The 26,206-nt window shown below is 63.8% G+C and carries 21 protein-coding genes; 9 read left to right on the plus strand and 12 right to left on the minus strand.

Going from position 1 to position 26,206, the window contains the following annotated elements:
* Window positions 1-5: 5 nt before the first annotated feature.
* The 3 genes from sufC to IVA74_RS19060 form a co-directional block, all read right to left on the minus strand.
* The gene (sufC, locus tag IVA74_RS19050; protein ID WP_247347137.1) at window positions 6-758 is read right to left on the minus strand and encodes a Fe-S cluster assembly ATPase SufC; all 753 of its coding nucleotides are present in this window, start codon (window positions 756-758) and stop codon (window positions 6-8) included.
* Between the two features lie 62 nt (window positions 759-820).
* A complete protein-coding gene (gene sufB, locus IVA74_RS19055; RefSeq protein ID WP_247347140.1) occupies window positions 821-2,317 on the minus strand; it encodes a Fe-S cluster assembly protein SufB in 1,497 nt (498 codons plus the stop codon).
* Between the two features lie 116 nt (window positions 2,318-2,433).
* The gene (locus tag IVA74_RS19060; protein ID WP_247347142.1) at window positions 2,434-3,573 is read right to left on the minus strand and encodes a cysteine desulfurase family protein; all 1,140 of its coding nucleotides are present in this window, start codon (window positions 3,571-3,573) and stop codon (window positions 2,434-2,436) included.
* On the opposite strand from IVA74_RS19060, the gene IVA74_RS40985 reads away from it, so the two are divergent.
* From IVA74_RS40985 to IVA74_RS19070, 3 genes are all read left to right on the plus strand, one after another.
* Complete coding sequence (locus tag IVA74_RS40985; protein ID WP_256467567.1) at window positions 3,572-3,700, plus strand: hypothetical protein; 129 nt, start codon at window positions 3,572-3,574, stop codon at window positions 3,698-3,700. The two genes, IVA74_RS19060 and IVA74_RS40985, sit on opposite strands and share 2 nt — an antisense overlap.
* A 217-nt stretch (window positions 3,701-3,917) precedes the next feature.
* Window positions 3,918-4,565, plus strand: coding sequence for an alpha/beta hydrolase (locus IVA74_RS19065; RefSeq protein WP_007591562.1), 648 nt, complete (start codon window positions 3,918-3,920; stop codon window positions 4,563-4,565).
* Window positions 4,566-4,573: 8 nt separating this feature from the next.
* Window positions 4,574-5,086 carry a DUF1697 domain-containing protein gene (locus tag IVA74_RS19070; RefSeq protein ID WP_247347144.1) on the plus strand — a complete coding sequence of 171 codons (513 nt, stop codon included), beginning with the start codon at window positions 4,574-4,576 and terminating at the stop codon, window positions 5,084-5,086.
* A gap of 4 nt (window positions 5,087-5,090) precedes the next feature.
* Here IVA74_RS19070 and IVA74_RS19075 read toward each other — a convergent pair whose 3' ends face one another.
* From IVA74_RS19075 to IVA74_RS19085, 3 genes are all read right to left on the minus strand, one after another.
* On the minus strand, window positions 5,091-5,414 hold the full coding sequence (locus IVA74_RS19075) for a multidrug efflux SMR transporter (protein ID WP_247347146.1): 324 nt from the start codon (window positions 5,412-5,414) through the stop codon (window positions 5,091-5,093).
* A 10-nt stretch (window positions 5,415-5,424) separates the two neighbouring features.
* Entirely contained in the window at window positions 5,425-6,102 is a 678-nt protein-coding gene (locus IVA74_RS19080; protein WP_247347149.1) for a glutathione S-transferase family protein, read from the minus strand.
* Window positions 6,103-6,211: 109 nt separating this feature from the next.
* Complete coding sequence (locus IVA74_RS19085) at window positions 6,212-7,315, minus strand: anhydro-N-acetylmuramic acid kinase (protein ID WP_247347151.1); 1,104 nt, start codon at window positions 7,313-7,315, stop codon at window positions 6,212-6,214.
* 164 nt (window positions 7,316-7,479) lie between these two features.
* On the opposite strand from IVA74_RS19085, the gene tyrS reads away from it, so the two are divergent.
* From tyrS to IVA74_RS19105, 4 genes are all read left to right on the plus strand, one after another.
* The gene (gene tyrS, locus IVA74_RS19090) at window positions 7,480-8,733 is read left to right on the plus strand and encodes a tyrosine--tRNA ligase (RefSeq protein WP_247347153.1); all 1,254 of its coding nucleotides are present in this window, start codon (window positions 7,480-7,482) and stop codon (window positions 8,731-8,733) included.
* A 57-nt stretch (window positions 8,734-8,790) separates the two neighbouring features.
* Window positions 8,791-10,074, plus strand: a complete 1,284-nt coding sequence (locus IVA74_RS19095) for an MFS transporter (protein ID WP_247347155.1) — start codon at window positions 8,791-8,793, stop codon at window positions 10,072-10,074.
* 218 nt (window positions 10,075-10,292) lie between these two features.
* A complete protein-coding gene (locus IVA74_RS19100; protein ID WP_247347159.1) occupies window positions 10,293-10,730 on the plus strand; it encodes a DoxX family protein in 438 nt (145 codons plus the stop codon).
* Window positions 10,731-11,089: 359 nt separating this feature from the next.
* Window positions 11,090-12,784: a methyl-accepting chemotaxis protein gene (locus IVA74_RS19105; RefSeq protein ID WP_247347161.1), complete on the plus strand. Its 1,695-nt coding sequence runs from the start codon at window positions 11,090-11,092 to the stop codon at window positions 12,782-12,784.
* 53 nt (window positions 12,785-12,837) lie between these two features.
* On the opposite strand, the gene IVA74_RS19110 is transcribed toward IVA74_RS19105, so the two are convergent.
* On the minus strand, window positions 12,838-16,635 hold the full coding sequence (locus IVA74_RS19110; RefSeq protein ID WP_247347228.1) for a DUF3971 domain-containing protein: 3,798 nt from the start codon (window positions 16,633-16,635) through the stop codon (window positions 12,838-12,840).
* Between the two features lie 204 nt (window positions 16,636-16,839).
* Between IVA74_RS19110 and IVA74_RS19115 the strand changes: the two genes are divergently transcribed.
* Both IVA74_RS19115 and IVA74_RS19120 read left to right on the plus strand, forming a co-directional pair.
* Entirely contained in the window at window positions 16,840-17,532 is a 693-nt protein-coding gene (locus IVA74_RS19115) for a peroxiredoxin (protein ID WP_247347230.1), read from the plus strand.
* Between the two features lie 110 nt (window positions 17,533-17,642).
* Window positions 17,643-19,004 carry a M23 family metallopeptidase gene (locus IVA74_RS19120; RefSeq protein ID WP_247347163.1) on the plus strand — a complete coding sequence of 454 codons (1,362 nt, stop codon included), beginning with the start codon at window positions 17,643-17,645 and terminating at the stop codon, window positions 19,002-19,004.
* A gap of 53 nt (window positions 19,005-19,057) precedes the next feature.
* Here the strand turns inward: IVA74_RS19120 and IVA74_RS19125 are convergent, their stop codons facing one another.
* The 5 genes from IVA74_RS19125 to IVA74_RS19145 all read right to left on the minus strand — a co-directional run bounded on the left by IVA74_RS19125 (window position 19,058) and on the right by IVA74_RS19145 (window position 26,076).
* Window positions 19,058-20,293, minus strand: a complete 1,236-nt coding sequence (locus IVA74_RS19125) for an ABC transporter substrate-binding protein (protein WP_247347166.1) — start codon at window positions 20,291-20,293, stop codon at window positions 19,058-19,060.
* A 106-nt stretch (window positions 20,294-20,399) separates the two neighbouring features.
* Window positions 20,400-21,311 carry a DMT family transporter gene (locus IVA74_RS19130; RefSeq protein WP_247347168.1) on the minus strand — a complete coding sequence of 304 codons (912 nt, stop codon included), beginning with the start codon at window positions 21,309-21,311 and terminating at the stop codon, window positions 20,400-20,402.
* A 137-nt stretch (window positions 21,312-21,448) separates the two neighbouring features.
* Entirely contained in the window at window positions 21,449-22,330 is an 882-nt protein-coding gene (locus IVA74_RS19135) for an NAD(P)-dependent oxidoreductase (protein WP_247347170.1), read from the minus strand.
* A protein-coding gene (gene prfB / locus IVA74_RS19140; RefSeq protein WP_247347172.1) for a peptide chain release factor 2 occupies window positions 22,330-23,461 on the minus strand; the annotation gives its coding sequence in 2 pieces (ribosomal slippage) (window positions 22,330-23,391 and window positions 23,393-23,461; 1,131 coding nt in all). Before prfB ends, IVA74_RS19135 begins: the two co-directional genes overlap by 1 nt.
* A 113-nt stretch (window positions 23,462-23,574) precedes the next feature.
* Entirely contained in the window at window positions 23,575-26,076 is a 2,502-nt protein-coding gene (locus IVA74_RS19145; RefSeq protein ID WP_247347175.1) for a penicillin-binding protein 1A, read from the minus strand.
* Window positions 26,077-26,206: the final 130 nt, after the last annotated feature.

Genomic DNA, 26,206 nt, shown 5'->3' on the forward strand with positions numbered 1-26,206 from the left:
AATCCTTACGCGGCGTCCTCGAACTGGGCGTAGCCGGACGCTTCCAGCTCCAGCGCCAGTTCCTTGCCGCCGCTCTTCACGACACGGCCATTCGACATCACGTGCACGACGTCGGGCACGATGTAGTTCAGCAGCCGCTGATAATGGGTGATGACGACCATCGCGCGCTTGGGGGAGTGCAGCGCGTTGACGCCGTCGGCTGCGATGCGCAGCGCGTCGATGTCGAGGCCTGAATCCATCTCGTCGAGGATGCACAGGCTCGGCTCGAACAGCGCCATCTGCAGCACCTCGTTGCGCTTCTTCTCGCCGCCGGAGAAGCCGACATTGACGCCGCGCTTGAGCATGTCCTGCGGGATGTTGAGCGACTTCGAGACTTCGCGAACCTTCTTCAAGAAGTCAGGCGTCGAATATTCGCTCTCGCCGCGCGCCTTGCGCTGCGCATTCAGCGCGGTGCGCAGGAAATTCATGGTGGAGACGCCGGGAATCTCGACCGGATACTGGAACGCCAGGAACACGCCCTTGGCGGCGCGCTCGTTGGGGGCCATCGCGAGCAGGTCTTCGCCCTTGAACAGGATCTCGCCGTCGGTGACCTCGTAACCGGGCTTGCCGGCGATGACGTGGGACAGCGTCGACTTGCCGGAGCCGTTCGGCCCCATGATCGCGTGGATCTCGCCCTCGTTCACGGTCAGCGTCAGCCCGTGGAGGATCTCACGCTCCTCGACACGAACCTTGAGGTCTTTCACTTCAAGCAAAGCCATCTTGGTGTCCAGTTTATTCAAATGATGCATAGGGCGCGCGATGCGCACCGCGAGGGTCGGAGTTAGCCGACCGATCCTTCGAGCGAGATCGAGATCAGCTTCTGCGCTTCCACCGCGAATTCCATCGGCAGCTGCTGAAGCACGTCCTTGACGAAACCGTTGACGACGAGGCCAACCGCCTCCTCCTGCGTGAGGCCGCGCTGGATGCAATAGAACAGCACGTCCTCGGAGATCTTCGATGTGGTGGCCTCGTGCTCGAACGTCGCCGACGAGTTCTTGGCTTCGATATACGGCACGGTGTGCGCGCCGCATTTGTCGCCGATCAGCAGGGAATCGCAGGCCGTGAAGTTGCGCGCGCCGGTCGCCTTGCGATGCGCCGTGACGAGCCCACGATAGGTGTTCTGCGACTTGCCGGCGGCGATGCCCTTGGAGATGATCCGGCTCGACGTGTTCTTGCCGAGGTGGATCATCTTGGTGCCGGAGTCGACCTGCTGATAACCGTTGGAGATCGCGATCGAATAGAATTCGCCGCTGGAATTGTCGCCGCGCAGAATGCAGCTTGGATACTTCCAGGTGATCGCGGATCCGGTCTCGACCTGAGTCCAGGAAATCTTGGAGCGGTCGCCGCGGCAGTCGCCACGCTTGGTGACGAAATTGTAGATGCCGCCCTTGCCTTCCGAATTGCCGGGATACCAGTTCTGCACCGTCGAATATTTGATCTCGGCGTCGTCGTGCGTGACGAGCTCGACCACGGCGGCGTGCAACTGGTTCTCGTCGCGCTGCGGCGCGGTGCAGCCCTCGAGGTAGGAGACGTAGGAGCCCTTGTCGGCGATGATCAGCGTGCGCTCGAACTGGCCGGTGTTGCGCTCGTTGATGCGGAAGTAAGTGGACAGCTCCATCGGGCAACGGACGCCCGGCGGCACATAGACGAACGAGCCGTCCGAAAACACCGCCGAGTTCAGCGTCGCGTAGAAATTGTCCGACGTCGGCACCACGGAGCCGAGATATTTCTGCACCAGCTCGGGATGCTCGCGGATCGCCTCCGAGATCGGCATGAAGATCACGCCGGCCTTCTTCAGCTCAGCCTGGAACGTAGTCGCAACCGACACCGAATCGAAGACCGCGTCGACCGCGATCTTGCGCCTGTTAGGATCCTGATCGCCGGGCTTGGGCTCGACGCCTTCGAGCATCGCGACTTCACGCAGGGGAATGCCGAGCTTCTCGTAGGTCTTCAGAATCTCCGGATCGATCTCGTCGAGCGAACTGATCGTCTTCTTCGGCTTCGGCGCCGAATAGTAATAGAGGTCCTGGAAGTCGATCTTGGGATAGTCGACGCGCGCCCAGGTCGGCTCGGTCATGGTCAGCCAGCGCCGATAGGCCTCAAGCCGCCACTGGAGCATCCAGGCGGGTTCGTTCTTCTTCTCGGAGATGAACTTGACGGTCTCTTCCGACAGCCCCTTTGGGGCCTTGTCGGACTCGATCAGGGTCTCAAACCCATAACGATACTGATCGACGTCGATGCGCTTCACGCGCTCGACCGTCTCTTGCACGGCTGGCATTCTATCCTCCGCTCGCGGTTTCAAGGACCGCGGTGGATCATCAAACTCGGACGACTATTACGATGTTTCTTGGCGAGACGCACGCGCTTAGAACCATTCAAGCCGTGTTTCGTCGCTTATCCCTTAAGTAGGGTATTGCCGAGCTTTCGCCAAGCCTCTAACGCCCTGTTGATGTCATCCGGTCCCGTAGACCAGCCCAGACTGAGACGCACCGCTCCCTGGGCGACGGCAGCATCATACCCCATTGCCGACAGCACGTGAGACGGCTGCACCTTGCCCGAGGAACAGGCTGAGCCCGAGGATACCGCCACGCCTTCCAGGTCGAAGCCGATCACCGCGGTCTCGGCCTTCAGGCCGGGGGCCGTGAAGAGAACGGTATTTGGCAGCCGCTCAACGTCGTTCGAGAAGACGATCGCGCCCGCGACCCTGCGGATGCCAGCTTCCAAGCGATCCCTGAGGGTTGCCATCCGCTCCGCATCCTCCGGCAAAGCCTGAAGGGCGATCCTCACCGCTGCCCCGAAGCCGGCAATGCCAGCAACATTTTCGGTTCCCGCGCGCCGGTTCAGCTCCTGCCCGCCGCCCCGCAGCACCGGCTCAAGTCCGGCCACACCCTCGGCCACGACCAGCGCACCGACGCCCTGGGGGCCGCTGATCTTGTGCGCAGAAAAGGTCGCAAGGTCTGCGCCCATAGCCTTGATATCAAAAGGGATTTTTCCAAGCGCCTGGATTGCATCGACATGCAGGAGGCCCCTCGCCTCGTGAGCGATCGCCGCGGCCTCGGCGGCCGGCTGGAGCGCGCCCGTCTCGTTGTTGGCCGCCATGATGGAAACCAGCGCCGGCGGGCCGTCGCTGAGCAGCGCCTTCAAATGGTCGAGGTCGATCACGCCGGACCGCGTGACCCGGACCTGACCGATCTCATCGGCCGGGAACCGTCCGCCTGCCAGCACCGAAGCATGTTCTATGGCCGAGACCAGCAGGCGCTCGACAGGCCGGCCAGACGGCCCCCGCAGGCCCGGCGATAGCGCCAGCGCGTTGGCTTCGGTTCCCGCGGAGGTGAAGACGACGTTCCGCGGCAGCGCACCTACGGCAGCCGCAAGCGTGGCACGCGCATCCTCAACCAACCGCCGCGCCTCCCGCCCCTCGGCATGGACCGAAGATGGATTGCCGATCAGTTCGTAGGCTGCGAGCATTGCGCTTCGCGCCTCTGCGCGGAGCGGCGTGGTCGCATTCCAGTCGAGGTAAATACGGCTCGGCATGAAGTATTATGTTACCATGCGGGTGGTTGCTTCGCCCGCGCTGGTACCCGACATGGGGCCCCATGGCGCACTTGGCAATCTCGATTTCGAATCCCCATCGCGCGATGGCGCCGCCATGACGCGCTAACACCTTGAGCTCATTGGGCGATGTTCAAGATGCTTGCTTTTTGACCCTCGCCTCATGCTAGAACGCGCGCGTCAGTTCACCGCGCGCCGCTCGCGCATCATCCGAGGGCGCCCCGCTCCATACTTCCATTCGCGCTTCCGTCGGCGTCGCTGCCGATGAGGCTACAATCGGTTGATTGCTGAAGAGCGTCTTCAAGAGATCAATCAAGAGATCATCCATGCCCGAAGTTATTTTCACCGGCCCGGCTGGCCGTCTCGAAGGCCGCTATCATCCGGCCAAGCAGAAGAACGCGCCGATCGCGATGGTCCTGCATCCGCACCCGCAGTTTCACGGCACGATGAATCATCAGATCATCTACCAGTGCTACTACGCGTTCGCGCATCGCGGCTTCTCGGTGCTGCGCTTCAACTTCCGTGGCGTCGGCCGCAGCCAGGGCTCGTTCGACCACGGCACCGGCGAGTTGTCGGATGCGGCCGCCGCGCTCGACTGGGCGCAGACCATCAATCCCGAAGCGCGCGCCTGCTGGGTTGCCGGCTTCTCCTTCGGCGCCTGGATCGGTATGCAGCTGCTGATGCGCCGCCCCGAGGTCGAGGGCTTCATCTCGATCGCGCCGCCTGCCAACCTCTACGACTTCTCGTTCCTCGCGCCCTGCCCGTCCTCGGGCCTGATCGTGCATGGCGAGAAGGACGCGGTGGTTCCGCCCAAGGACGTCAACACGCTGGTTGAGAAGCTGAAGACGCAGAAGGGCATCGTGATCGACCAGCAGGTCATTCCCGGCGCCAACCATTTCTTCGACGCCAAGCTCGAGCCGCTGATGGAAACCATCACGGCCTATCTCGACATGCGCCTCGCCAACGTGCGCTGAGGCCTCAAATGGGCTCGTTCCTCGCCCTGCTGCGTGCCGTGAATGTCGGCGGCACCGGCAAGCTGCCGATGAGCGAGCTCAAGACGATGTGTGAGGAGCTCGGCTTCGACGCCGTACGCACCTACATCGCCAGCGGCAACGTAGTTTTTAACAGCCGCAAATCGGAATCCGCGATCAAGGCCGCGCTGGAAAGGCGACTGCACGCCTACGCCGGCGCGCCGATCGGCGTCCTCGTGCGCAGCGGCGCCGAGATGGCAGAGGTCGCTGCTCAAAATCCGTTTCCGAAAATGGCGCCTAACCGCACGGTCGCGATCTTTCTCGACAAGGCGCCGCCCGCAGATACGCTCGCCGGCGTTCGCGGTCAGAAGGATGAAGAGGTCAAGCTCGGCCGCCGCGAGATCTATGTGCACTATGGCGATGGCATGGCGTCGTCAAAACTCGTCATCCCCGCCGCGAAGACCGGCACAGCGCGCAACATGAACACGATCGCAACGCTGGCGAAGATGGCCGCGGAGCTGTGACGGCTCAAGCCAGCTTGAGCGCGACGATTCCCATCAAGACGAGCGCGATGCCCGCAAGCTTCATCGCGCTCAAGGTCTCGCCGAACAGCACTACGCCCATGATAAAGGTGCCGGCTGCGCCGATGCCGGTCCAGACCGAATAGGCGACGCCGACCTCGAGCACCTTCAGGGCGCGCCCGAGCAGGACAACGAAGGCTGCGAGCAGCACGAGCGAGACGATGCTCCAGCCAACGCGCGTGTAGCCCTCCGCATATTTCATCGAGATCGCCCAGCCGACGTCCAGCACGCCGGCGATTACCAGTATGAGCCATGCCAATGACGATGACATCGGCGTGCGCTCAGGCCGCAAGCTTGAGCAGATGCGCATCATGACGCACGAGGAAGGCGCGCAGCAATTGCGGATAGTCCGCGCCGACCGCGGTGCGAACACTCGGACGGCTCGCCAGCGCGGCGCGCCACGCCCTCACCTTCGGCAGATCCTTGAAGATGCCGAGTTCGGTCAGCTCATCGAACACGTCGAAATAACGGAAGACAGGTGCGAACACCGCATCGACGAGGCTGAACGCATTGCCGGCGAAGAACGGGCCTGCGCCTAGCGCAGCCTCGACACGCGCGAACTTTGTCACGAGCGCCTGGCGCTTGGCTTCGAATGTTGCCGGATCGGTCGTCGTCTCCAAACCCCAGAGGTCACCGAGGGTCGCTGAACCGAACTCCATCCACGCACGATGCTCAGCGCGCGTCAGTGCCTCCGCCGGATGCAACGCGACGCCGCCTTGCGTCTCCTCGATGTACTCGCAGATCACATTGCTTTCGAACAGCGCGACCTCGCCCTTGTCGGTCGTCACCACCAGCACCGGCACCTTGCCGAGCGGCGACAGCTTCGAGAACCAGTCGGGCTTGTTGGCGAGATCGATATCGACCCGCTCGAACGGCACGCCCTTCTCTTTCAGCGCAATCACCGCGCGCTGCACGTAGGGACAAAGCGTGTGGCTGATCAGTTTGAGCGAAGCGGTCACGGCAAGAACCCCGGCACTTGGATGCAATTGCATGCAAAGATAGATGCATTTGCATGCACCGTCAAGTTCAATGCATTTGCATCAACCGGCATGATCCCGGGCTTGGACCTCAGGGCCGCGCGATCACCCCGCCGGTCATCGGCATCGGCACACCCGTGGTAGCCGGATAGGACAGCGGCAAGCCCTTCAAACCGCGCGCGGCGAGGAAGCCGAAGGCCTGCGCCTCGATGGCGTCGGAAGCCCAGCCGAGCGCCTCGGCGGCCTCGACAGTCGCGGACCCGACACGCTCCCGCAGCATCTGGAGCATGGTCCGGTTGCGGGCGCCGCCGCCGCAGACGATCCAGCTCCGCGGCCTTCGTGGCAGCAGGGGGATGACGCGGGCGATCGCCGCGGCGGTGAAGGCGGTCAGCGTCGCGGCGCCGTCGGCCGGCACCACCTCGCCAAGCTTCAGCGCGGCAAAGTCGTTGCGGTCGAGCGATTTCGGCGGCGGGCTTGCGAAGAACGGCAGCTCCAGCGCCCGCGCGATCCAGGCTTCATCCACCTTGCCGAGTGCGGCGAACTTTCCTTCGGCGTCGAACGCCTGGTTCATGGTGCGGTACATGAAATCGTCGAGCAGCGCGTTGCCGGGCCCGGTATCGCAGGCCATCAGCGTATCGTTGCCGTCGATATAGGTGATGTTGGAGACGCCGCCGATATTGACCACCACGATCGGCCCCTCACGGTCCAGCGAGTTGGCGAGCGCCCGGTGATAGACCGGCACGAATGGCGCGCCCTGGCCGCCGGCCTCGACATCGGCGGCGCGGAAATCATGCATCACGGGAATATGGATTGCCCTGGCCAGCGCCGGCGCATCGCCGATCTGCACCGTCAGCCGCTTCTCGGGGCGGTGCAGCACGGTCTGGCCGTGGAATCCGACGATGTCGATGTCTTCCGGTTTCATCCGGTTCTGGGCGATAAACGCGGCCACGGCCTCGGCGTGCACGAGCGTCACCGCGCGCTCGGCCTCGGCCAGAATTCCCGGCCGGGCATCGCGTTGCGCCAGGTGCACGGCCTCGCTCAGCGCCTGGCGCAGCAAATTGCGCTCCGCCGGGCTATAGGGCCGGTAGCCGGACGGCCCGAACGCCTTCACTTGCTTTCCGTCGGTTTCGATCAGCGCGACATCCACCCCGTCCAGCGAGGTGCCGCTCATCAAACCAAGTGCCGTCAACATCATGGATCAGCGTCCTCAAGAGAACCCCTCCGGCATGCCGATCTTGTGCCTGAGGGACACATCTTATAATGCCACAGCCCAAAGTGGCGGGCGGCAATCGAGTTCCCAAGTAGATCCTTAAATTGCCCCCAAAACAGTAAACCAAGAATTGTCAGGCACGCCGACAAATGACTGCATTCAAATCGGATTTCCTCAATACCCTGCAGGAACGTGGATTCATCCACCAGTGCTCCGATTTTGAGGGGCTGGACGCGCTCGCGGCCAAGGGCGAGGCGACGGCTTATGTCGGCTACGATTGCACCGCCCCCTCCCTGCACATCGGCAACTACCTGACCATGATGATGCTGCACTGGCTGCAGCAGTCCGGCAACAAGCCGATCACGCTGATGGGCGGCGGCACCACCATGGTCGGCGACCCCTCCGGCAAGGACGAGACGCGTGCGATCCGCACCGTCGCCGAGATCGAGGCCAACAAAGCCTCGATCCGCGGCGTGTTCGCAAAGGTGCTGCGCTATGGCGACGGCAAGAGCGACGCCATCATGCTCGACAATGCCGAGTGGCTGACCAAGCTCAACTGGATCGAGATGCTGCGCGACGTCGGCCGGCACTTCTCGGTCAACCGTATGCTGACGATGGACTCCGTGCGGCTCCGCCTCGAGCGCGAGCAGGAGATGAGCTTCATCGAATTCAACTACATGATCTGCCAGGCTTACGATTATGTCGAGCTCGCCAGACGCACCGGCTGCAGCTTGCAGATGGGCGGCTCGGACCAGTGGGGCAACATCATCATGGGCGTCGATCTCGGCCGCCGGATGGGCACCCACCAATTGTTCGCGCTGACGACGCCGCTGCTGACGACGGCGTCGGGCGCCAAGATGGGCAAGACCGCGCAAGGCGCGGTCTGGCTCAACGCCGACCAGTTCTCGCCGTATGATTTCTGGCAGTACTGGCGCAACACCGAGGATGCCGACGTCGGCAAATTCCTGAAACTGTTCACAACGCTGCCGATCAGCGAGATCAGGAAGCTCGAAGCGCTCGGCGGCTCCGAGATCAACGAGGCCAAGAAGGTGCTCGCCACCGAGGCGACCGCGCTCTTGCATGGCCGCGACGCAGCGAACGAGGCGGCCGAGACCGCGCGCCGCACCTTCGAGGAAGGCGCGTTGTCCGAGAAGCTGCCGACCGTGGAAATTCCGCGCGGCGAGTTCGACGCCGGCCTCGGCGTGCTCAACGCCTTCGTCAAGGCGGGCCTCGTTGCCTCCAACGGCGAAGCACGGCGCCAGATCAAGGGTGGCGGTCTGCGCGTCAATGACGAGCCCGTCACCGACGAGAAGATGACGCTCTCAGTGGCCAACCTGACCCCGGAGGGCGTGGTCAAGCTGTCGTTCGGCAAGAAGAAGCACATCCTCATCAGGCCTGCATAGGCGTATGAGCTTTTCGCTGCTTGTCAGGGCGCGCCGAAGCGCGCTCCCTGACTGGCAATGAACCAGAACACGCCCAGGGAACGGTCCAAGGAACAGTCCAAGCAAGCGACCAGGGAACGCGTCACAGCGACGCCGCAGGGCGTCGCGCGCACCGCGCTGGTGGTGCTCGCGCTCTGCTTCACGCTCGCCGTGCTCGGCCGCGGCCTCAGCGAAAGCTTTACCGTCTTCCTGAAGCCGATCTCGGAAAACTTCGGCTGGGATCGCGCCCAAGTCGTCTCGATCTATTCGCTGACCTGGCTCGTCAGCGGACTGACTGCACCGCTGGTCGGGCGCCTGTTCGATCATTCCGGACCGCGCATCGTCTATGCACTCGGTCTCTTGCTGCTCGGCTCGGCCTTCCTGATCGCAAGCCATGCGCAGTCGCTCTGGCAATTCCAGCTCTCGATTGGATTGTGCGTCGGCATCGGCGTCGCCTTCATCGGCAACGTGCCGAACTCGATTCTGCTGGGCCGCTGGTTCGGCCCAAAACTGCCGACCGCGATGGCGGTCGTCTATTCGGCCATGGGTGGCGGCGTGCTGGCGCTGCTGCCGGCTTCGCAGCTTTTGATCGATCATCTCGGCTGGCGCGAAACCTACCAGCTGTTCGGCTTCGTCACGCTCGGCCTGCTGGTGCCGCTCATGCTGCTGCCATGGCGGCTGTTCGCCTCAGGCTCGCCGCACATCGCGAAGAAGACCGATCCGGATTTCGTCGATCACGGCTGGACGCTTCCGAGCGCAATGCGCCATCACGCCTTCTGGGCGCTGTTCTCGACATTCTTCTTCACTGCCGTCGGCATGTATGCGATCGCCGCGCAGATCGTGGCCTATCTGATCGATGCCGGCTTTCCGCCGCTCCAGGCCGCGACCGCCTGGGGCTTTTCCGGCGTCGTGCTGGTGTTCGGCATGCTCGGCGTCTCCGCGCTCGACGGGCTGATCGGGCGTAGGCCGTCGGTGCTGCTGAGCTACGCGATCTCGATCCTCGGCATCTTCCTGCTGTGGCTGTTGCAGTACACCCCCAACATCATTGTGCTCTCCGGTTTCGTCGTCTGCTTCGGCAGCATGATGGGCTCGCGTGGACCGCTGATCACGGCAACCGCGATGAAGATTTTTCGGGGTAAGCGTGTCGGCACCATCTTCGGCACGATCTCGATCGGCAGCGGCCTCGGTTCGGCGTTCGGCTCCTGGAGCGGCGGCCTGATCCATGACGCGACCCATGGCTACAACGCGCTGCTCGCTTTCGCACTTGCGAGCGTGGTGCTCGGGATGATCCCGTTCCTGGTCGTGCCCGCCTTGCGGCGGTAGGTCTCCTCGACGTAACCTGCATCCCTCGATGTCACCGGGAAATTACGTACGACTCACGAGGCCACGCGTGAAAAAAATTCGGCGCAGCCGGAGTGAAGCGGCAAACTGCGGTGTTTTGTCCTACATGACGAAAATGTCAGCGCGGAATCGATCCCGGGTGGCTTGCGAGGCGGAACTGAATACGTTCCAAGTCGCGCATTGGATGGAGGGACAAACCAATGAACTTTGCCTATCTCAATCGCTTTCAACCGGTTCTCTTGAGCCTGTTTCGCTTCGTCACCGGCCTCTTGCTGTTCCAGTACGGGATCGCCAAACTGTTCAAGTTTCCGGTGCTGCCCTACTTCGCGAACATCCCGCCGATCATCTACGCGGCCGGTACGATCGAGCTCGTGCTTGGCGCGCTCTTGATGCTCGGCCTGTTCACCCGCCTCGCGGCATTCATTCTCTCGGGTGAAATGGCCTTCGCCTACTTCATGGGCCATATGTTCAAGGGCGAAACGCCGGTGTTCCTGCCGCTGCTCAATGGCGGCACCGCGGCGATCCTGTTCTGCTTCGCCTGCCTCTACCTCTCGGCAGCCGGCGGCGGATCGGTCAGCGTCGATGCGGCAATAGGCAAGGAAAGCGATTCGACCGGCGGCGCATTCGCACGGCGCTAAGGCTCCTAGTTATCTCGCAAGCAAGTCGGTACCGGCGGATTTGCCGGTGCCGGCTCAGCGCGTCCCCAGCACGTTCCAGATCAGAACGAGGGCCGCCACGAGCAGCAAGGACATGATGATGCGGTGAACGAATCGGTTCATCGGCCGTCCTGCCAATCTCGATCACCACCAAAGTCTGAGAACGATATCCTTCCGCAAAAATACGGGTGCACGGCGATGCATGGCGTTTTGCCTGCACGCTTGCGCATAAGGTTGCGCAGCGGCTGTCCCGCAGCGGGTCGAGGCATAGCTATGTTCATGAATGGTAAGAACTTCATGCTACTGATGCGAGCAATAACAACCATTTCGTAGAGGCTGCGATGAAGCTGCTGAGCCATCTGAAGATCCGCACCAAGCTTACCAGCATGGTCTGCCTCGCGGCTCTCACAATCACGGCCATCATCGCGGTATCGGCCTTCCTCAGCAAGAGCCGCATGATGGAAGACCGGGTCCAGCAGATGAAGACAGCGGTCGACATCCTCTACACCCTTGCCCAGTCGGTCCAGGACGACGTCACCGCCGGCAAGCTGACGCAGGCCGAAGCGAAGGCCCAGTTCCACATGCGCGGACGGCGCATGACATTCAACGGTAACCAGGGCTACCCGGTGGTCTATAACGCCGATACCTCGATCCTGGTGAACGGCGCGAACCAGCAGCTCGAAGGCAAGATCACGGGTGCAAAGGACTCCAACGGTGTCCTCATCGCAGATGCGATCATAAGTGCCGGCAACCAGACTGCTCAGGGCGGCGTAACCTCATATCTCTACCCCCGCCCCGGCCAGACGGAGCCCGTCCGCAAGACCGTTTTCACGCGCAAGTTTGCGCCCTGGAACGCGACGATCAGCTACGGCCTCTATGTCGACGACATCGGCGCCGACGTCCGCGCGCTGACGCTCGAGCTTGCCGGGATCGGCGTTGGCCTGATGCTGCTGATGGCGACCCTGTCCTGGCTGATCGCCCGCGACGTGCTGAGCGCGCTCGACCGCCAGAAGACCCGCATGCAGGAGATTTCCGAAGGCGCCATCGACAAGCCAGTCGAGGAAACCGGTCGCGGCGACGAGATCGGCCGCATGGCCGAGACCCTCGAAGTGCTCAGGCAGACCGCGCTGACAGCGCGTAACCTGGAGGCCGAGCAGGTCGCCACCAAGACCCGCAGCGAGCAGGAGAAGCGCGATGCGCTGATCTCGCTTGCCGACCGGTTCGATGCCTCCGTCGGCCAGCTCGTCGGCCTGATGGCCTCGGGCTCCGGCGAACTGGAGGTCACCGCCAAGTCGATGTCATCGACCGCGGAAGGCACCAACCGCCGCGCCGCCGTGGTCGGCTCGGCCGCCACCGAAGCCAGCCAGCGCGTTCAGACGGTCGCGGCCGCCGCCGAAGAACTCTCCTCCTCCATCACCGAGATCAGCCGTCAGGTCGCGCAATCCGCCGAGGTCACCGGCCGCGCCGTGGACAGCGCACGCCGCACCGACACCATCGTGCGCGCCCTCTCCGACGGTGCCCAGCAAATCGAGCATGTCGCCGAGCTGATCTCCAGCATCGCGGCGCAGACCAATCTGCTCGCGCTCAACGCCACCATCGAGGCCGCGCGCGCCGGTGAAGCCGGCCGCGGCTTTGCCGTCGTCGCCTCCGAGGTGAAATCGCTGGCGAGCCAGACCGCGGAAGCGACCCGCGAGATCGGTGACAAGATCGCGCAGATCCAGGGCGCGACCAAGGAGGCCGTGGACGCCATCGGCGGCATCACCGCCACCATCGAGGAAGTCAGCCGGATCGCGACCTCGATCGGGGCCGCGATCGAGGAGCAAGGCGCCGCCACCGCCGAGATCGCCCGCAGCGTTTCGCAGACCGCGGAGGCGACCCAGGAAGTCACCACCAATATCGGCGGCGTCAGCACGGCAGCGAACGAGACCGGCAATGCCGCAGGCATGGTGCTCGCAGCCGCCTCGAACCTCTCCAAGCAGGCCGAGCAGCTCTCCGGCGAAGTCGGGACGTTCCTGGCCGGCGTGCGCGCGGCGTAGGCTGACTCGGCGGTGGCCCGACCTGATCGCACTCGGCGAATCAGCCCAGCGCGCTATCGCCGCGCGATGCTGCAGCCGCTCGATAGTTGACGCGGCGATCCGGTCGAACCATCGTGCGACTGCGAGGGGAATTCCTCGAACGGCGTGTTCTGCTTGCCGGTGTTGAACTCGAATATCTTGCGGAACACGCCCGGCACCATGGCCGAGACCGGATTGACGCGCATCACGGGCGCCGCCGGCGTGCCGACGACCTCGTAGGTCACGCCGATCAGTCCCTCTTTATCGCCACCACCCAGGAACAGCCCGAGTACCGGAATCTGTCCGAACATGTTGTTCAACCCGTACATCGGCACGAAGGTGCCGCTCATACACACCTGGTTGCCGGGAAAGTCGATCGAGCCCTCGATGGTGGCGCCGACCATCGGACCCTTGACCACGCCGTCGCGGATCGTGAGCGCGCCGCTCTGCCGCGTGAACTCCGCGCGCAACGCCGTGAAGGCCACGCCGCTCTGCGCGCCGTTGGCAGCGCCCGCCGCGACGCGATCGAGCTGTTCCATTCCCTTGACCGTGAAGTCGCGCACGTTGATCAGGCCTTCCCTTGTCGTAGGCTCTGACGTCGGCGGCTCCATCGCCACCACCATCTGGCCGCCGAAGACCTTGTTGGTGGTGTCGGTGAAGCGCAGGAAGCTGCCGGCATCGTTGGTCTGGAGATAGATCACCTCACGGTTGCCCTGGGCGCGGCCGCCGCGCAAATCGGCCGCCACGGGCGTGTCTTTTCCGATCCTGCCGCTCAGCGTGAAGGCTTTGACCGCGCCGCTGCGGCGCGACATCTTGGCGTCGACGCTGCGCATCGCCTCGCCGTTGAAACCCATGACGGCGCCGAGCTTCACGTCGATGTCGAAATCGACGTTCTTTGTCTTGCTCTTGGCATCGTCCTTGGAATTGCCTGAGATCGCCGACTTCAGGAAGCCGCGGCCGTCGAATACGTCGCCGCGCATCGTGCCCTTGATCACGCCGTCCTGGCCTCGCTCCACCTTCAGCGACGCCTTGTCGCCGTCGGACGGGGCGTAGGTCGGGAAGTTCGCGTTCATGAGGTCGCCGCTGGCATCGACCTCAAGCGCCCCCTTGATCGAGGCGCCGCCGCCTTCGACGACGATGTCCTCCAGACGCGTCGATTGCGCCGTCGGCACCAGCTTGAAGCTGGCCTTTCCCGATTTGCCCGGCAACTTGACCCAGCCGGGCAGGATGTTGTCGAGCCTGACCGAGGTCAGGTCGGCCTCGACGCCGAGCTTCGTCGTCTGGTCGGGCCCTCCTGCGATCTTGCCCGACAGCTTGATCGGCAGCGATCCGCTGACGGCGGGGCTCAGATCGAATCCGAGGCGCGCGCGGCCCGCATCGTCGAGCGTGGCCTGCAATTTGACGTCCGCATCGCCCTCAGCCGGCTTGCGGTAGTCGAGCGAGGCCGCCTGTCCGTTGATCTTGACGTCGCCCTTGACCTGATAGCCCTGGTTGTTCGCGACGATCTTGAGGTTGTTGGCTTCCAGCTTCTGGTTCATGACCAGCTTGTCGGCAGCAAAACCGTTGAGATCGGCGGTGACGGTATAGGTGGTGTCGGCCTTGGTCAGCTCGCCCTTGACCGGCAGGCCCAGCTGGATGTTCGCCGAGAACGTCCCTTTGCTGGTGTTGGGATCGATGGCGGTCGACGACAGATCGCTCAGGCGATCATTGGAAAGCATTTCGGCGGCCGCAGGCACTGGGCCATCGGCACGGAACCTGGTCCGCGACGGCGACGGCTTGGGAACCATATCAGGCACCTCGAACACGAAGTCGGAAATCGTGATCTTGCGGCCCGCCGGGGTATCGGCAATGCCCTGCCCGATATTCACGGTCGCGGTGCGCCCGGTCACGCGCGCCTTCAAATCGGCATCGTGCACCACCGGCATGCCATCCACGGGGCGAACCGCGACACCGCTTGCAACGATATTGACCGACAGGCCGTCGTCGGGAATGGGTGGACCCCTGCGCGGAAGATTCTTGACCGGCGAATTGACGCCGATCTCGATGCGCTGGAGCGTGCCACGCTCGATCCGCTCGATCACCCATTCGCGCAATTCGGGAACGACAAGCGTCGGCCACATCCGCTTGAGCGCGGAGGCCGACATCGGCGTTCCCGCAAAACCCAATGTCAGCCTTGGCTCGCCCGAATAGTCGATCGCACCGGTGCCGGCGACGCCGATCTCTCCGTTGGAGATATCGGCCTGCGTCAACAGCAGCCTTTTGTGGTCGGTGTCGAAGCGGAAGCCGATCGCAATCCGGTTGAAGACCAGCGGCGGCTCGTTGTCGATGCCGCCCAGCAGGATCGAACCGCCGCTGAAGCCGAGCTGCCAGTCATTGATGGTGCCGTTGGGCGGCTCGAGATGGGCCAGAAGGGTCAGGCGGTTCGCGCCCGACAGAATCTTGAACGGCGCGACCAACACCCGCCGGTTCGAATCCCACTCGACATTGATCTCGGCCGAGTCGATCGCCATCGGGTAGTCGGGCGTGTCGGTGTCGATGATGTTGCCCGCGCCGATCGCAATCTTGCCGCGGAAGAATGTCGGCACGCCGTCGCGGCCGAGCTCGCCCTTGAGCTCGCCGGTCAGCGGCAGGTCGGCGGTATAGGTGAGGTCCTTCACCCGCAACGCCAGCAGGATGTTGGCGGTCGAGACCTTGTCGGCGCGGATGTCGACCGAGCGCACGCCATTCTCGGCGGGGCCGATCGTGGCACGCAGCGACCACGGACGCGCGCCCTCCTCGCCGAGGCTGAGCGCGACGCCGCCACGGCTCGGCCGGCGCAGGCTGAGCGTGATGTTCTCAAACGTCCATTTGCTGCCGCGCTGCTGATCGTCAACGACCAGATTGCCGTTCTTCAGGCCGATCTCGTTGAGGTTCTGGCCGTCGAGGCCGGTCATGCTCAGACTGTCGAGCCAGTCGAGACCCTGAAGAATCCCACTCGGGGGCGTGGCCTGGGCGGCGGCTTGCGATGCGTCCGGGCTCGCAGGCACTGTTGCGAATGGCGGCGGTGGGCCACCGTTGCGCGGGAATGTCGGTGGCAGGCCCGCGTCCTTCTTGGAGGCAACGCCGGTTGCGAGCGGCTTTGCGGTGTCGCCGGCCGACACTGTGACGGTGCCGTCGGGCGCGATCCGGATCGCGAGCTCGGCATCGACGAGGTTGAGGCTTTCGGCGCGCAGGCGTCCCATCAGCAGACCCGCACCCGACAGCCTCACCTCAGCCTTCGGCGCGGTGGCGACAATGGCGTGATCCTGGTCGCGCACGACGATGTCACGGATACGCACGGCGATGCGGATCCGCCCGGTCCGCTCGATCTGCGTGCCACCGACCTCAACCGTGTTGCCGTGGCCTATATTGTCCTCGATCGCCGCGGCGAGCCACGGCGTCGCAATGTCCAGATTGATGGGACCGGCGCCGAGCCGCCACCACAGCGCGCCGAAACAGCCGACGAAGATGACGGCCAGGGCACCGACGACCACGGCCGTACGCTTTAGCCAGCGCCCACCACCCAGCCAGCGGCGCAACCTCCCAAACCCGTCACCGAAACGATGGAAGCCCGAACTGGAACGCGACAACAGCCGGCGCGCCCGATGGCCCGCCGCCGCTTCCTGATCCGAATCCCAATCGGCGTCGTCCCATTGCTGCGACTCTTGTTGGCCGCCGCGCCGATCCAAATCCCGATTGTGGTCCTGGGGCGACGTATTCCTTGCCATTGCCTCTCGATACAGGCGCCCGTCGTGGGATTGAGCGCCGCCAGGACCGCAGCCGTCGACCGGAAGCGAAGCTCCCTGCGCCGGCATTGCCGCCATACCTCGAATGTTCCTGCTGTTCGTCATTTCGCCCCGGGAGCGCGTTCAACGAGCAGTGGGGTGGTGCGTGTAATTCCTTGTAACCAGACTCCGGCGTCGTCAGACTCGCCTACCTGAGGGCGCGATTCCGGCACACCGGACGAAGGCTGTAATACCGCTTTGGTTGACCCGCCGAAAGCGACGAAAGGAAGGCGTATGTCCCAGAAATCCCGAAAGAAATCGTCCAAAACGCCCTCCGGCAGTTCGACGGCTAAAAAGGCGCCCCTGAAAACGCGGGCCGCGACTCAAACAAAGTCCGCGAAAACACAGCGGACACCGGCGAGCAAATCAACTGGAACGATAGCAAAAGCAGCATCGCATAAGGCCGCATCGAAGCGGTTAAATTCTTCTAAATCCGCCTCCGCGCCCGGAACGGCGGCAAAGGCCGCCTTGGCCGAGGGCCAGAAGGCTCCCGCCTTCCGCCTGCCCCGCGACGGCGGCGGTGTCGTTGCGCTATCGGATTATGCCGGCCAGAAGCTCGTCCTGTTCTTCTATCCCCGCGCCGACACGCCGGGCTGCACCAGGGAGGCCATCGACTTCACCCGGCTGACCGGCGCCTTCGCCACGGCTGGCACGGCGGTGCTTGGTATCTCCGCCGATCCGTTAAAGGCCCAGGAGAAGTTTCGCGACAAGCACGGTCTCGGCGTCCCCCTGATCTCGGATGAGAAGCATGAGATGTTGGAGGCCTACGGCGTCTGGGGCGAAAAATCGATGTATGGCAAGACCTTCCTGGGAGTTCTTCGCACCACGATATTGCTCGGCGCCGACGGCAAGGTCGCCAAGATCTGGCGTAATGTCCGGGTCGACGGCCACGCCGACGAGGTGCTGGAAGCGGCAAGAAGCCTTTAACCAATCCTTTAAATTCAAGGGGTTCCATTTCCGGAAAATTAACCATGACCGGCCCAGATTGCTGCGGCAATTAAGCCGTACGGACTCATCCGACCGGCGCGGGAGTGCCGATGTCGAAAAGTTCTGCCCAATATTCGCAGTACACCCAACATCACCCGCACGACCACGGACGGTCTTTCAACCGCCGTCCTGCCGCGACGGCGGCAGCCGCGATTCCCCTTCCGGACACCGATGACGCCTACACCATCGTACATCACGGCAAGCAGGTTCGCCTGGGGCCTGTGGTGTTCTGGATCGTGGTCGGCACCGTCGTGCTGCTCGGGCTCTGGTCGGCCGCAACCGCGACCTATTTCGCCTTCCGCGACGACGTCCTCACCCGGCTGATCGCCCGGCAAGCCGAGATGCAATACGCCTATGAGGACCGCATCACCGAGCTGCGCGCCAAGGTCGACCGCACCACCAGCCGGCAGCTGCTCGACCAGGAGCAGTTCGACCAGAAGCTCGACCAGATCATGAAGCGCCAGACGGCGCTGGAGTCCCGGGCGACGGCGCTTGGCGCCATGCCCGACGTGACCGGATCGATTCCCCGGTCCACCCCGCAGCGTGGCGACGCGAGCCAGGCGACGCAGGGCACGCCAAAACCCTCGCCGATCAGCGACACCGTGATTTTCGTGGCGCCGCCGGATCGCGAAGCGCGGCTCGAATCGCGCGCGCCGACCCTCGCGGCTCCGCCGGTCAATCAATTCGCCAAGAACCAGGGGTTCGACAACGTCGTGGTTCGGCTCACGACCTCGCTTGACCAGGTCGAGCGTCGCCAGATGGCGGCGCTCAGCGCCGTCGAGGAAGGCATGGATTCACGTATGCGCCGGATGCGCGGCGTCGTCAGCGATCTCGGCCTGAACCTCGCAAATCTCGAAGCCGCCGTGCCGCGCACTGCGATGGGCGGGCCTTTCGTACCCGTAAAACTCACGGCCAGTTCAGGGCCGTTCGAGAAGCAGCTCTCTCGCATCAACATCACTCGCGCCGAGATGGACCGGCTCAATCGCACGCTCGCCCTCGTGCCCTATCGCAAGCCCGTCATCGGCGAGGTCGAGTTCACCTCCGGCTTCGGCGTGCGCAGCGATCCGTTTCTCGGCCGACCCGCGATGCACACCGGGCTCGACTTTCGCGCCGCAACCGGCGATCCCGTTCGCGTCACCGCCAACGGCAAGGTCGTCTCGGCCGGCTGGTCCGGCGGCTATGGCCGCATGATCGAGGTCGATCACGGCAATGGACTTGCGACCCGCTACGGCCATCTCTCCGAGATCAACGTCAGGGTCGGTGAGATCGTGAAGATCGGCCAGGTCGTCGGTCTCGTCGGCTCGACGGGACGGTCCACCGGCCCGCATCTGCACTACGAAACCCGTATCGACGGCGAAGCGGTCGATCCGCAGAAGTTTTTGCGCGCCGGTGTGCGGCTGAGCGCCGGCTAGGCCTGCGCTTCTCGCTTTGGGCGCACGCGCTTAGCTCTGGCCGCCAGCCCTGACTATTGACTGCGCTCGTGGCCGACTTCGCCAGTGATGACGTCGCCGAACAACTCCCAAGCCTGCCCGTTGAAGCGCATCAGCTGCATCTGCTCGATCGGGAAATAGTCATCGGCCGAGGTGTTGACCAGGATGCCGGGCAGCATCAGGTCGGTGTGAAAATCCTTCAGGCTGGTGGCCTGCTTCATGACGTTGTCACGTGTGAGGTTGTCGCCGCACTGCTTCAGCACCTGCGCCATCGCCTCGGCCTGGACGTAGCCGTAAACGTTGTTGGCATTGGCCTTGTCGCCGTCAGGATAATATTTGTCCATGAACTCGCGCCATTTGACCACCGCGGGATCCTTGTCCCAGGTCGGATCGGTCGGGTCCTTGAGATAGACAGTCGAGATGATGTCCTTGGAATAGCCGAGCCCGGCCGGCTTGAGCACCGAGGCGACCGAGGTCGCGGTGTTGGCCAGGAAGAATTTTGGCTTCCAGCCAAGTTCGCCGACCTTGCGGATCGCCTGCGCGGAGCCTTTGGGCGCAGCCCAGGAGAAGAAGATGTCGGCGCCTGAATCATGCAAGGCGACGATCTGCGAGTCGATCGAGGGATCGCTGACCTCATAGGATTTGTCTGCGATGATCATGCTGGCCTTGTCGCCAAGCCCATCCTTCAGGCCCTTGAACTGGTCCTTGCCGGCATCGTCGTTCTGCCAGAACACCGCAATCTTGCTGTTGGGGAATTTGTCGCGGATGTACTTTGCGTAGATCCGCCCTTCGCTTTGGTAGTTCGGCTGGAATCCCATGGTCCATGGGAAATTCTTGGGGTCGCCGAACTTGGTGCCTCCGGAGGCGACGAAGAGCTGCGGCACTTTCTTGGAATTCATATATTTCATGATCGCGGAGTTCGAAGGCGTGCCAAGCGGCTGGAAGATCAGCAACACCTCATCGCTCTCGACCAGCTTGCGCGCCTGCTCGATCGCCTTCGGCGGCGAATAGGCGTCGTCATAGCTGATGAAATTGATCTTGCGGCCGTTGATGCCGCCCTGGTCGTTGACCATCTTGAAGAACGCGGCCTCGGTCTTGCCGATCACGCCATAGGATGACGCCGGCCCGCTATAGGGCATGATGTTGCCGAGCTTGATTTCGGTGTCGGTGGCGCCGGGATCGTATTTCTTCTGCGCCAGCGCCGGTGTCGTGACCAACACTCCGGCAGCAAAAATGGCGAGGGCAACAAGGTTTTCGCGACGACCCGGCATCGTTCTCTCCCCTATTTTGTAGTCTTGTTTTGCCGGGAGTGTCGCAAGCGGACTTGCCGCTGGCAAGCGCTTCGATTTTCCGCGACGTGAAACGACGATCCGGAACTTACGTGACGCGCCGCAATAGATTTAGAACGCGTCCGTCGATCACCAGCAACGCGCTGCCGATGACGATGGCGCCCGCGATCTCGCGTGCGGACATCGGCTCGCCCAGCACAAGCCATCCCAGAAGAACGGCGGTGACGGGAATGAGCAGCGTCACCAGCATCACATTGGTCGCGCCCGAGCGACGCAGGATCTGGAAGAAGACGATATAGGCGAGCGCCGTCGACAGGCCGGCAAGGCCAAGCACCGCGAGCCAAATCGTCACGCCCGGCATCGGTAACCGCCATGGCTGCTCCATTGCGCCGGCGACGATCGCCATCATCACCGTGGAAGCCATCAGCTGAAATGCTGCCGTCCCCAGCGGGGCTGCGTCCTTCAACAACCGCCGCGCCGCCAGCGCCGCAAAGCCATAGCTGAAGGCGCCGCCGAGGCAGAGCAAGATGCCGAGCCCCTGCCCTGCCCGTGTTTCGACGCCCCATCCGCGCAGGATGATCACGCCGGAGAGGCCCAGTGCCACGCCGGCGACGCGGCGCAGCTGTAAGGCCTCTTCGCTTGCCGCCGCCATCACGATCACCGTGAACAGCGGCGTGGTGGCATTCAGGATCGACGCCAGGCCGCTCGGTATGAAAGTCTGTCCGATCACGATCAACGAGAACGGGATGACGTTATTGAGGAATCCAATCGCAACGAACGGCTTCCAGCCCGCCATGCCCTTGGGAAAACGGATTCCCTGGACGCGCAGCAGCGGCAGCAGAATGGCCGCGCCCAGCGCGACACGCAAAAACACCAATGTCAGCGGCGGCAACTCCCGCAACGCCGCACCGTTGAAGAAGAACGAGCCGCCCCAGAGGACCGAGAGCAGCGCGAGCAGCGACCGGTCCCGCGCGTCGATCCGGTTGTCGTTTGGGGGCATGGCGTCTCATCTCGGCGGCCGAGCTTGCCGCCTAGGACAGCACAGCGAACAGCGCCACCCGATTTCCGATGAAGCACCGGTTTACGAAGCCGATGCTCTAACGGAGCGAACGTGCCTACCGATGTCGATGTGATCCGCTATGACGGCTTCTTCGGCCGCGACACCAGCTCGATCATCTTGCCTTCATCGTCATCCGGCATCGCAGCTTTTGCCTGCGCGTAGGACTCGACCGCGGCGCGCGAGACCAGTGGCTTGTCGACCAGCAGGCTCTCGGCGAGCTTGACGGCGTAGGCGGCATCCTTGTGCCGCAGCGCCGCCGTGAACGTCGCGCCGCTGAAATCGCGGGCGACCATGCGCTTGGAGTGGCGCTGCACCTGCGGGCTTGCGGCGACGCCCGCCTGGATCGATTCCAGCACGAGGTTCATGTCGAGCCCCGCCTGCTCGGCGATGGCGAGGCCTTCGGCGAGACCGGCGATCTGGATGGCCCCCATCAGATTATTGACGAGCTTGTAGACGGTGCCGGTGCCGACCGCGCCGAAATGGCGGATGGTCGAGCCGATCGGTTCGAGATAGGGCCGCGCGCGTTCGAGATCGGCAGCGTCAGCGCCAACCAGCAGCGTCAGCTTTCCGCTCGCTGCCGCATCCGGCAACCCCGTCACGGGGCAGTCGATATAGATGAGCCCGCGCGCGTTGAGCTCGCGGCCCATCTCGCGGGCGTGGTCATAGGAAACGGTGGAGCATTCGATCGCGATGGTACCGGCCTTCGCGGTCTTGGCCGCGCCCTTCGGGCCGAGCCAGACTGCGCGCGAGGCTTCGTCGTCGGCGACCATGGTCACCACCGCGTCCGCATCGATTGCGCCGTCCTCAGGCGAGGTCGCCCAGAGCGCGCCGCGCGCGATCAGGTCTTCCGCCTTCGCCTTGCTGCGATTCCACAGCGTCACCGTAAAACCGGCATCGAGATAGCGGCCGGCCATGCCGTGGCCCATCCGTCCAAGCCCGATGAAAGCGATCCGGGGCATCAGTCGACGTCCTCGATGTCAGCGCCCGTGGTGCCGAAGGCGCGCTGCGCCAGCGTCGCGGCCATGAAGTCGTCGAGATCGCCGCCGAGCACGCCGGAGGTGTCGGAGGTCTGCACACCCGTGCGCAGATCCTTCACCATCTGGTAGGGCTGCAGCACATAGGAGCGGATCTGGTGGCCCCAGCCGATATCGGTTTTGGCGGCCTGGTCGGCGGCGGCTTTCTCTTCGCGCCTCTTCAGCTCGATCTGGTAAAGCCGTGCGCGCAACATGTCCCAGGCCTGCGCCTTGTTCTTGTGCTGGGAGCGGCCGGCCTGACAGACCACCGCAACGCCGGTCGGAATATGCGTCAACCGCACCGCGGATTCGGTCTTGTTGACGTGCTGGCCGCCGGCGCCGCCCGAGCGCATGGTGTCGACGCGGACGTCGGATTCCTTGATGTCGATCTTGATGCTGTCGTCGATCACCGGAAACACCGCGACCGACGAGAACGAGGTGTGCCGCCGCGCGTTGGAATCGAATGGCGAGATGCGCACGAGGCGATGCACGCCGGCCTCGGTCTTGAGCCAGCCATAGGCATTGCGGCCGGAGACCTGGATAGTTGCCGACTTGATGCCGGCCTCTTCGCCGTCGGACTCTTCCATGACCTCGACCTTGAAGCCGTGGGTCTCCGCCCAGCGCGTGTACATGCGCAGCAGCATCTGCGCCCAGTCCTGGCTCTCGGTGCCGCCGGCGCCGGCATGAACCTCGAGATAGGAATCGAAGCCGTCGGCTTCGCCCGACAGCAGCGCCTCGAGCTCGCGCCGCGCCACTTCCTTCTTGAGGTTCTTCAGCGCAGCTTCGGCTTCCTTGACGACGCCCTCATCGCCCTCGGCTTCGCCGAGCTCGATCATGCCGATGTCGTCTTCGAGCTCCTGCATGACCTTGCCGATGCCCGAGAGCGAATCCTCAAGCGAGGTCCGCTCCTGCATCAGCTTCTGGGCCTTCTGGGGATCGTTCCAGAGGTTGGGATCTTCTGCGAGCTTGTTCAGCTCAGCGAGGCGCGCCGTCGATTTCTCGACGTCAAAGATGCCTCCTCAGCAGCCCGACTGACTGCTTGATCTCTTCTACCAACCGTTCGATTTCGGCGCGCATATGGTTCTCTGGTCTCGCGGAATTGGTCCCGCGCGTAATTGAGATCGGGATGTAGCGGCGGCGGCTGCAAAGCGCAACCGCCGCCGCGAGGAACGTCCGTCTTGTCCTAAGTCTTAGTACAGTCCGCCGGTGCCCGGACGCATGAAGAAGCCGGAATCCGGCTGCTGCTGCTGCGAGGCCGGCATGCGACCGTCGGCGTCGGCAACGCCGATGACGGAGTAGTTGTCCGGCGGTGCAGTGCCCGGCTTGAAGGCTTCGAGGATGGTTCCGCCGGTCTCGCCCGGACCGGCGCGCATACCGGTCTTGGAGACGACGCGCACCAGCTTGATGCCGGCCGGCACCTTGAACGGAACGGCGGGCTTATCGGCGAGCGCGAGCTGGAGGAAGTCGCGCGCGATAGGGGCTGCGAGATGGCCGCCGGTCGCGGCGTTACCCTTGCCGAGCGGACGCGGCTTGTCGTAGCCCATGTAGATCGCGACGGCGACGTCGGGCGAGAAGCCGACGAACCAAGCGTCCTTGGCCTCGTTGGTGGTGCCGGTCTTTCCGGCGATCGGCTTGCCGACCGCCTTGACCACGGTCGCGGTACCGGCCTGGACCACACCTTCCATCAGCTCGGTGATTTGATAGGCGGTCATGGAATCCAGCACCTGCTCGCGCCGGTCGATCAGCTGCGGCTCGTTCTGGTTCTTCCAGCCGCCCGGCGCGTCGCAGCCACGGCATTCGCGCTGGTCGTGCTTGAAGATGGTGTGGCCATAGCGGTCCTGGATGCGGTCGATCAGGGTCGGCTTCACCCGGCGGCCGCCATTGGCGAGCATCGAATAGGCCGTGACCATGCGCATCGCCGTGGTCTCGCCGGCGCCGAGCGCGTAGGACAGATAATTCGGCAGCTCGTCATAGACGCCGAAGCGGCGGGCATATTCGCCGATCAGGGGCATGCCGATGTCCTGCGCGAGGCGCACCGTCACCGTGTTGAGCGACTGCCGCAGCGCGTTGCGCAATGTCACCGGTCCCTGGAACTTGCCCGAGGAGAAGTTTTCAGGCCGCCAGACGCCGGCGCCCTGGCCCTGGTCGATTTCGATGGGCGCGTCGAGCACGACAGTCGAGGGCGTATAGCCGTTATCGAGCGCGGCCGAATAGACAATCGGCTTGAACGACGAACCGGGCTGCCGATAGGCCTGCGTGGCGCGGTTGAACTGGCTCTGGTCGAACGAGAAGCCGCCGACCATCGCCAGCACGCGGCCGGTCCAGGGGTCCATCACCACCATCGCGCCGGACACTTCGGGAATCTGACGCAGTCGGTACTGGCCCTCGACAGGCTGGCCGTCCTTGTACAGTGGATCGGCATAGATCACGTCGCCGGACTGGAGCACCTGCGACACCGCGCTCGCCGCCCTGCCCTTCGCAGCCCCGGTGGCCGCCTTTGCCCATTTGATGCCGTCGAGCGTGATGAGGCCGGTCTCGCGCTGCTTGCTCACCGCACCGCCGAGCTCACGGCTCGGCTGGAAGCCGATGCGCGCCGACTGGTCGCTGGTCTCCAGCACCACCGCCATGCGCCATGGCGAGATGTCGGAGAGCGATTTGATCTCGGCGAGCTTCACGCCCCAATCGCCCGAAATATCGAGCTTGCTCATGGCGCCGCGATAGCCCTGCTGTTCGTCATAGTTCACCAGGCCGGAGACCATGGTCTTGCGCGCCATGACTTGAATCTTTGGATCGAGCGTGGTGCGGACAGAGAGGCCGCCCTCGTACAGCTTCTTCTCGCCGTAGCGCTCGAAAATGTCGCGGCGGACTTCCTCTGCGAAATATTCGCCGGCGAAGGTGTGGGCACCGTTGGAACGATTGGTGACGGCCAGCGGCTCCTTGCGCGCCTTGTCGGCGTCGGCCTGCTTGATCCAGCCGTTCTCCAGCAGACGGTCGATCACGTAGTTGCGGCGCTCGATGGCGCGGTCGCGGTTGCGAACCGGATGCAGCGTCGCGGGCATCTTCGGCAGCGCCGCGAGATAGGACGCTTCCGCCACCGTCAGCTCGTTCACCGACTTGTCGAAATAGACCAGCGACGCGGCCGCGATGCCGTAGGCGCCGAGGCCGAGATAGATCTCATTCAGATACAGCTCGAGGATCTTGTCCTTCGAGTAGGTCTTCTCGATCCGCATCGCCAGCAAGGCTTCCTTGATCTTGCGGGCAAAGGAGACCTCGTTGGTCAGAAGAAAGTTCTTGGCGACCTGCTGGGTAATCGTGGAAGCGCCCTGCGGACGGCGGTTGGAGCCGTAGTTCTGGATGTAGGCCACGCCGGCGCGCGCCATGCCGGTGTAGTCGATGCCGCCATGCTCGTAGAAATTCTTGTCCTCGGCCGCGAGGAACGCGTTGATCACGAGCTTCGGCACCGCCTGGATCGGCAGATAAAGCCGCCGCTCCTTGGCGTATTCGCCGAGCAGCGAGCCGTCGGTCGCGTGCACGCGGGTCATCACCGGCGGCTCGTAATCCTGGAGCTGAGAGTAGTCCGGCAAGTCCTTGGAGAAATGCCAGATCAGGCCTGCGACGGCACCGACACCGACCAGGAACAACACCGTTCCCGCGGCGAACAGGAAGCCCATGAACCGCACCAGCAAGCGCATTATCTGTTTATCCGTTCAAACTCTGGATCAGCCCAGTATCAGCCCCTTGGCACCCAAAACTGGCGCCAACCTCACGTCGCGAATTCACCGGCCTTAGACGCTTGCCGAGCGGGATTCTCGCCGATTCCGG

Origin of the sequence: Bradyrhizobium sp. 132, from assembly GCF_023074185.1 — a bacterium.
Lineage (GTDB): Bacteria > Pseudomonadota > Alphaproteobacteria > Rhizobiales > Xanthobacteraceae > Bradyrhizobium.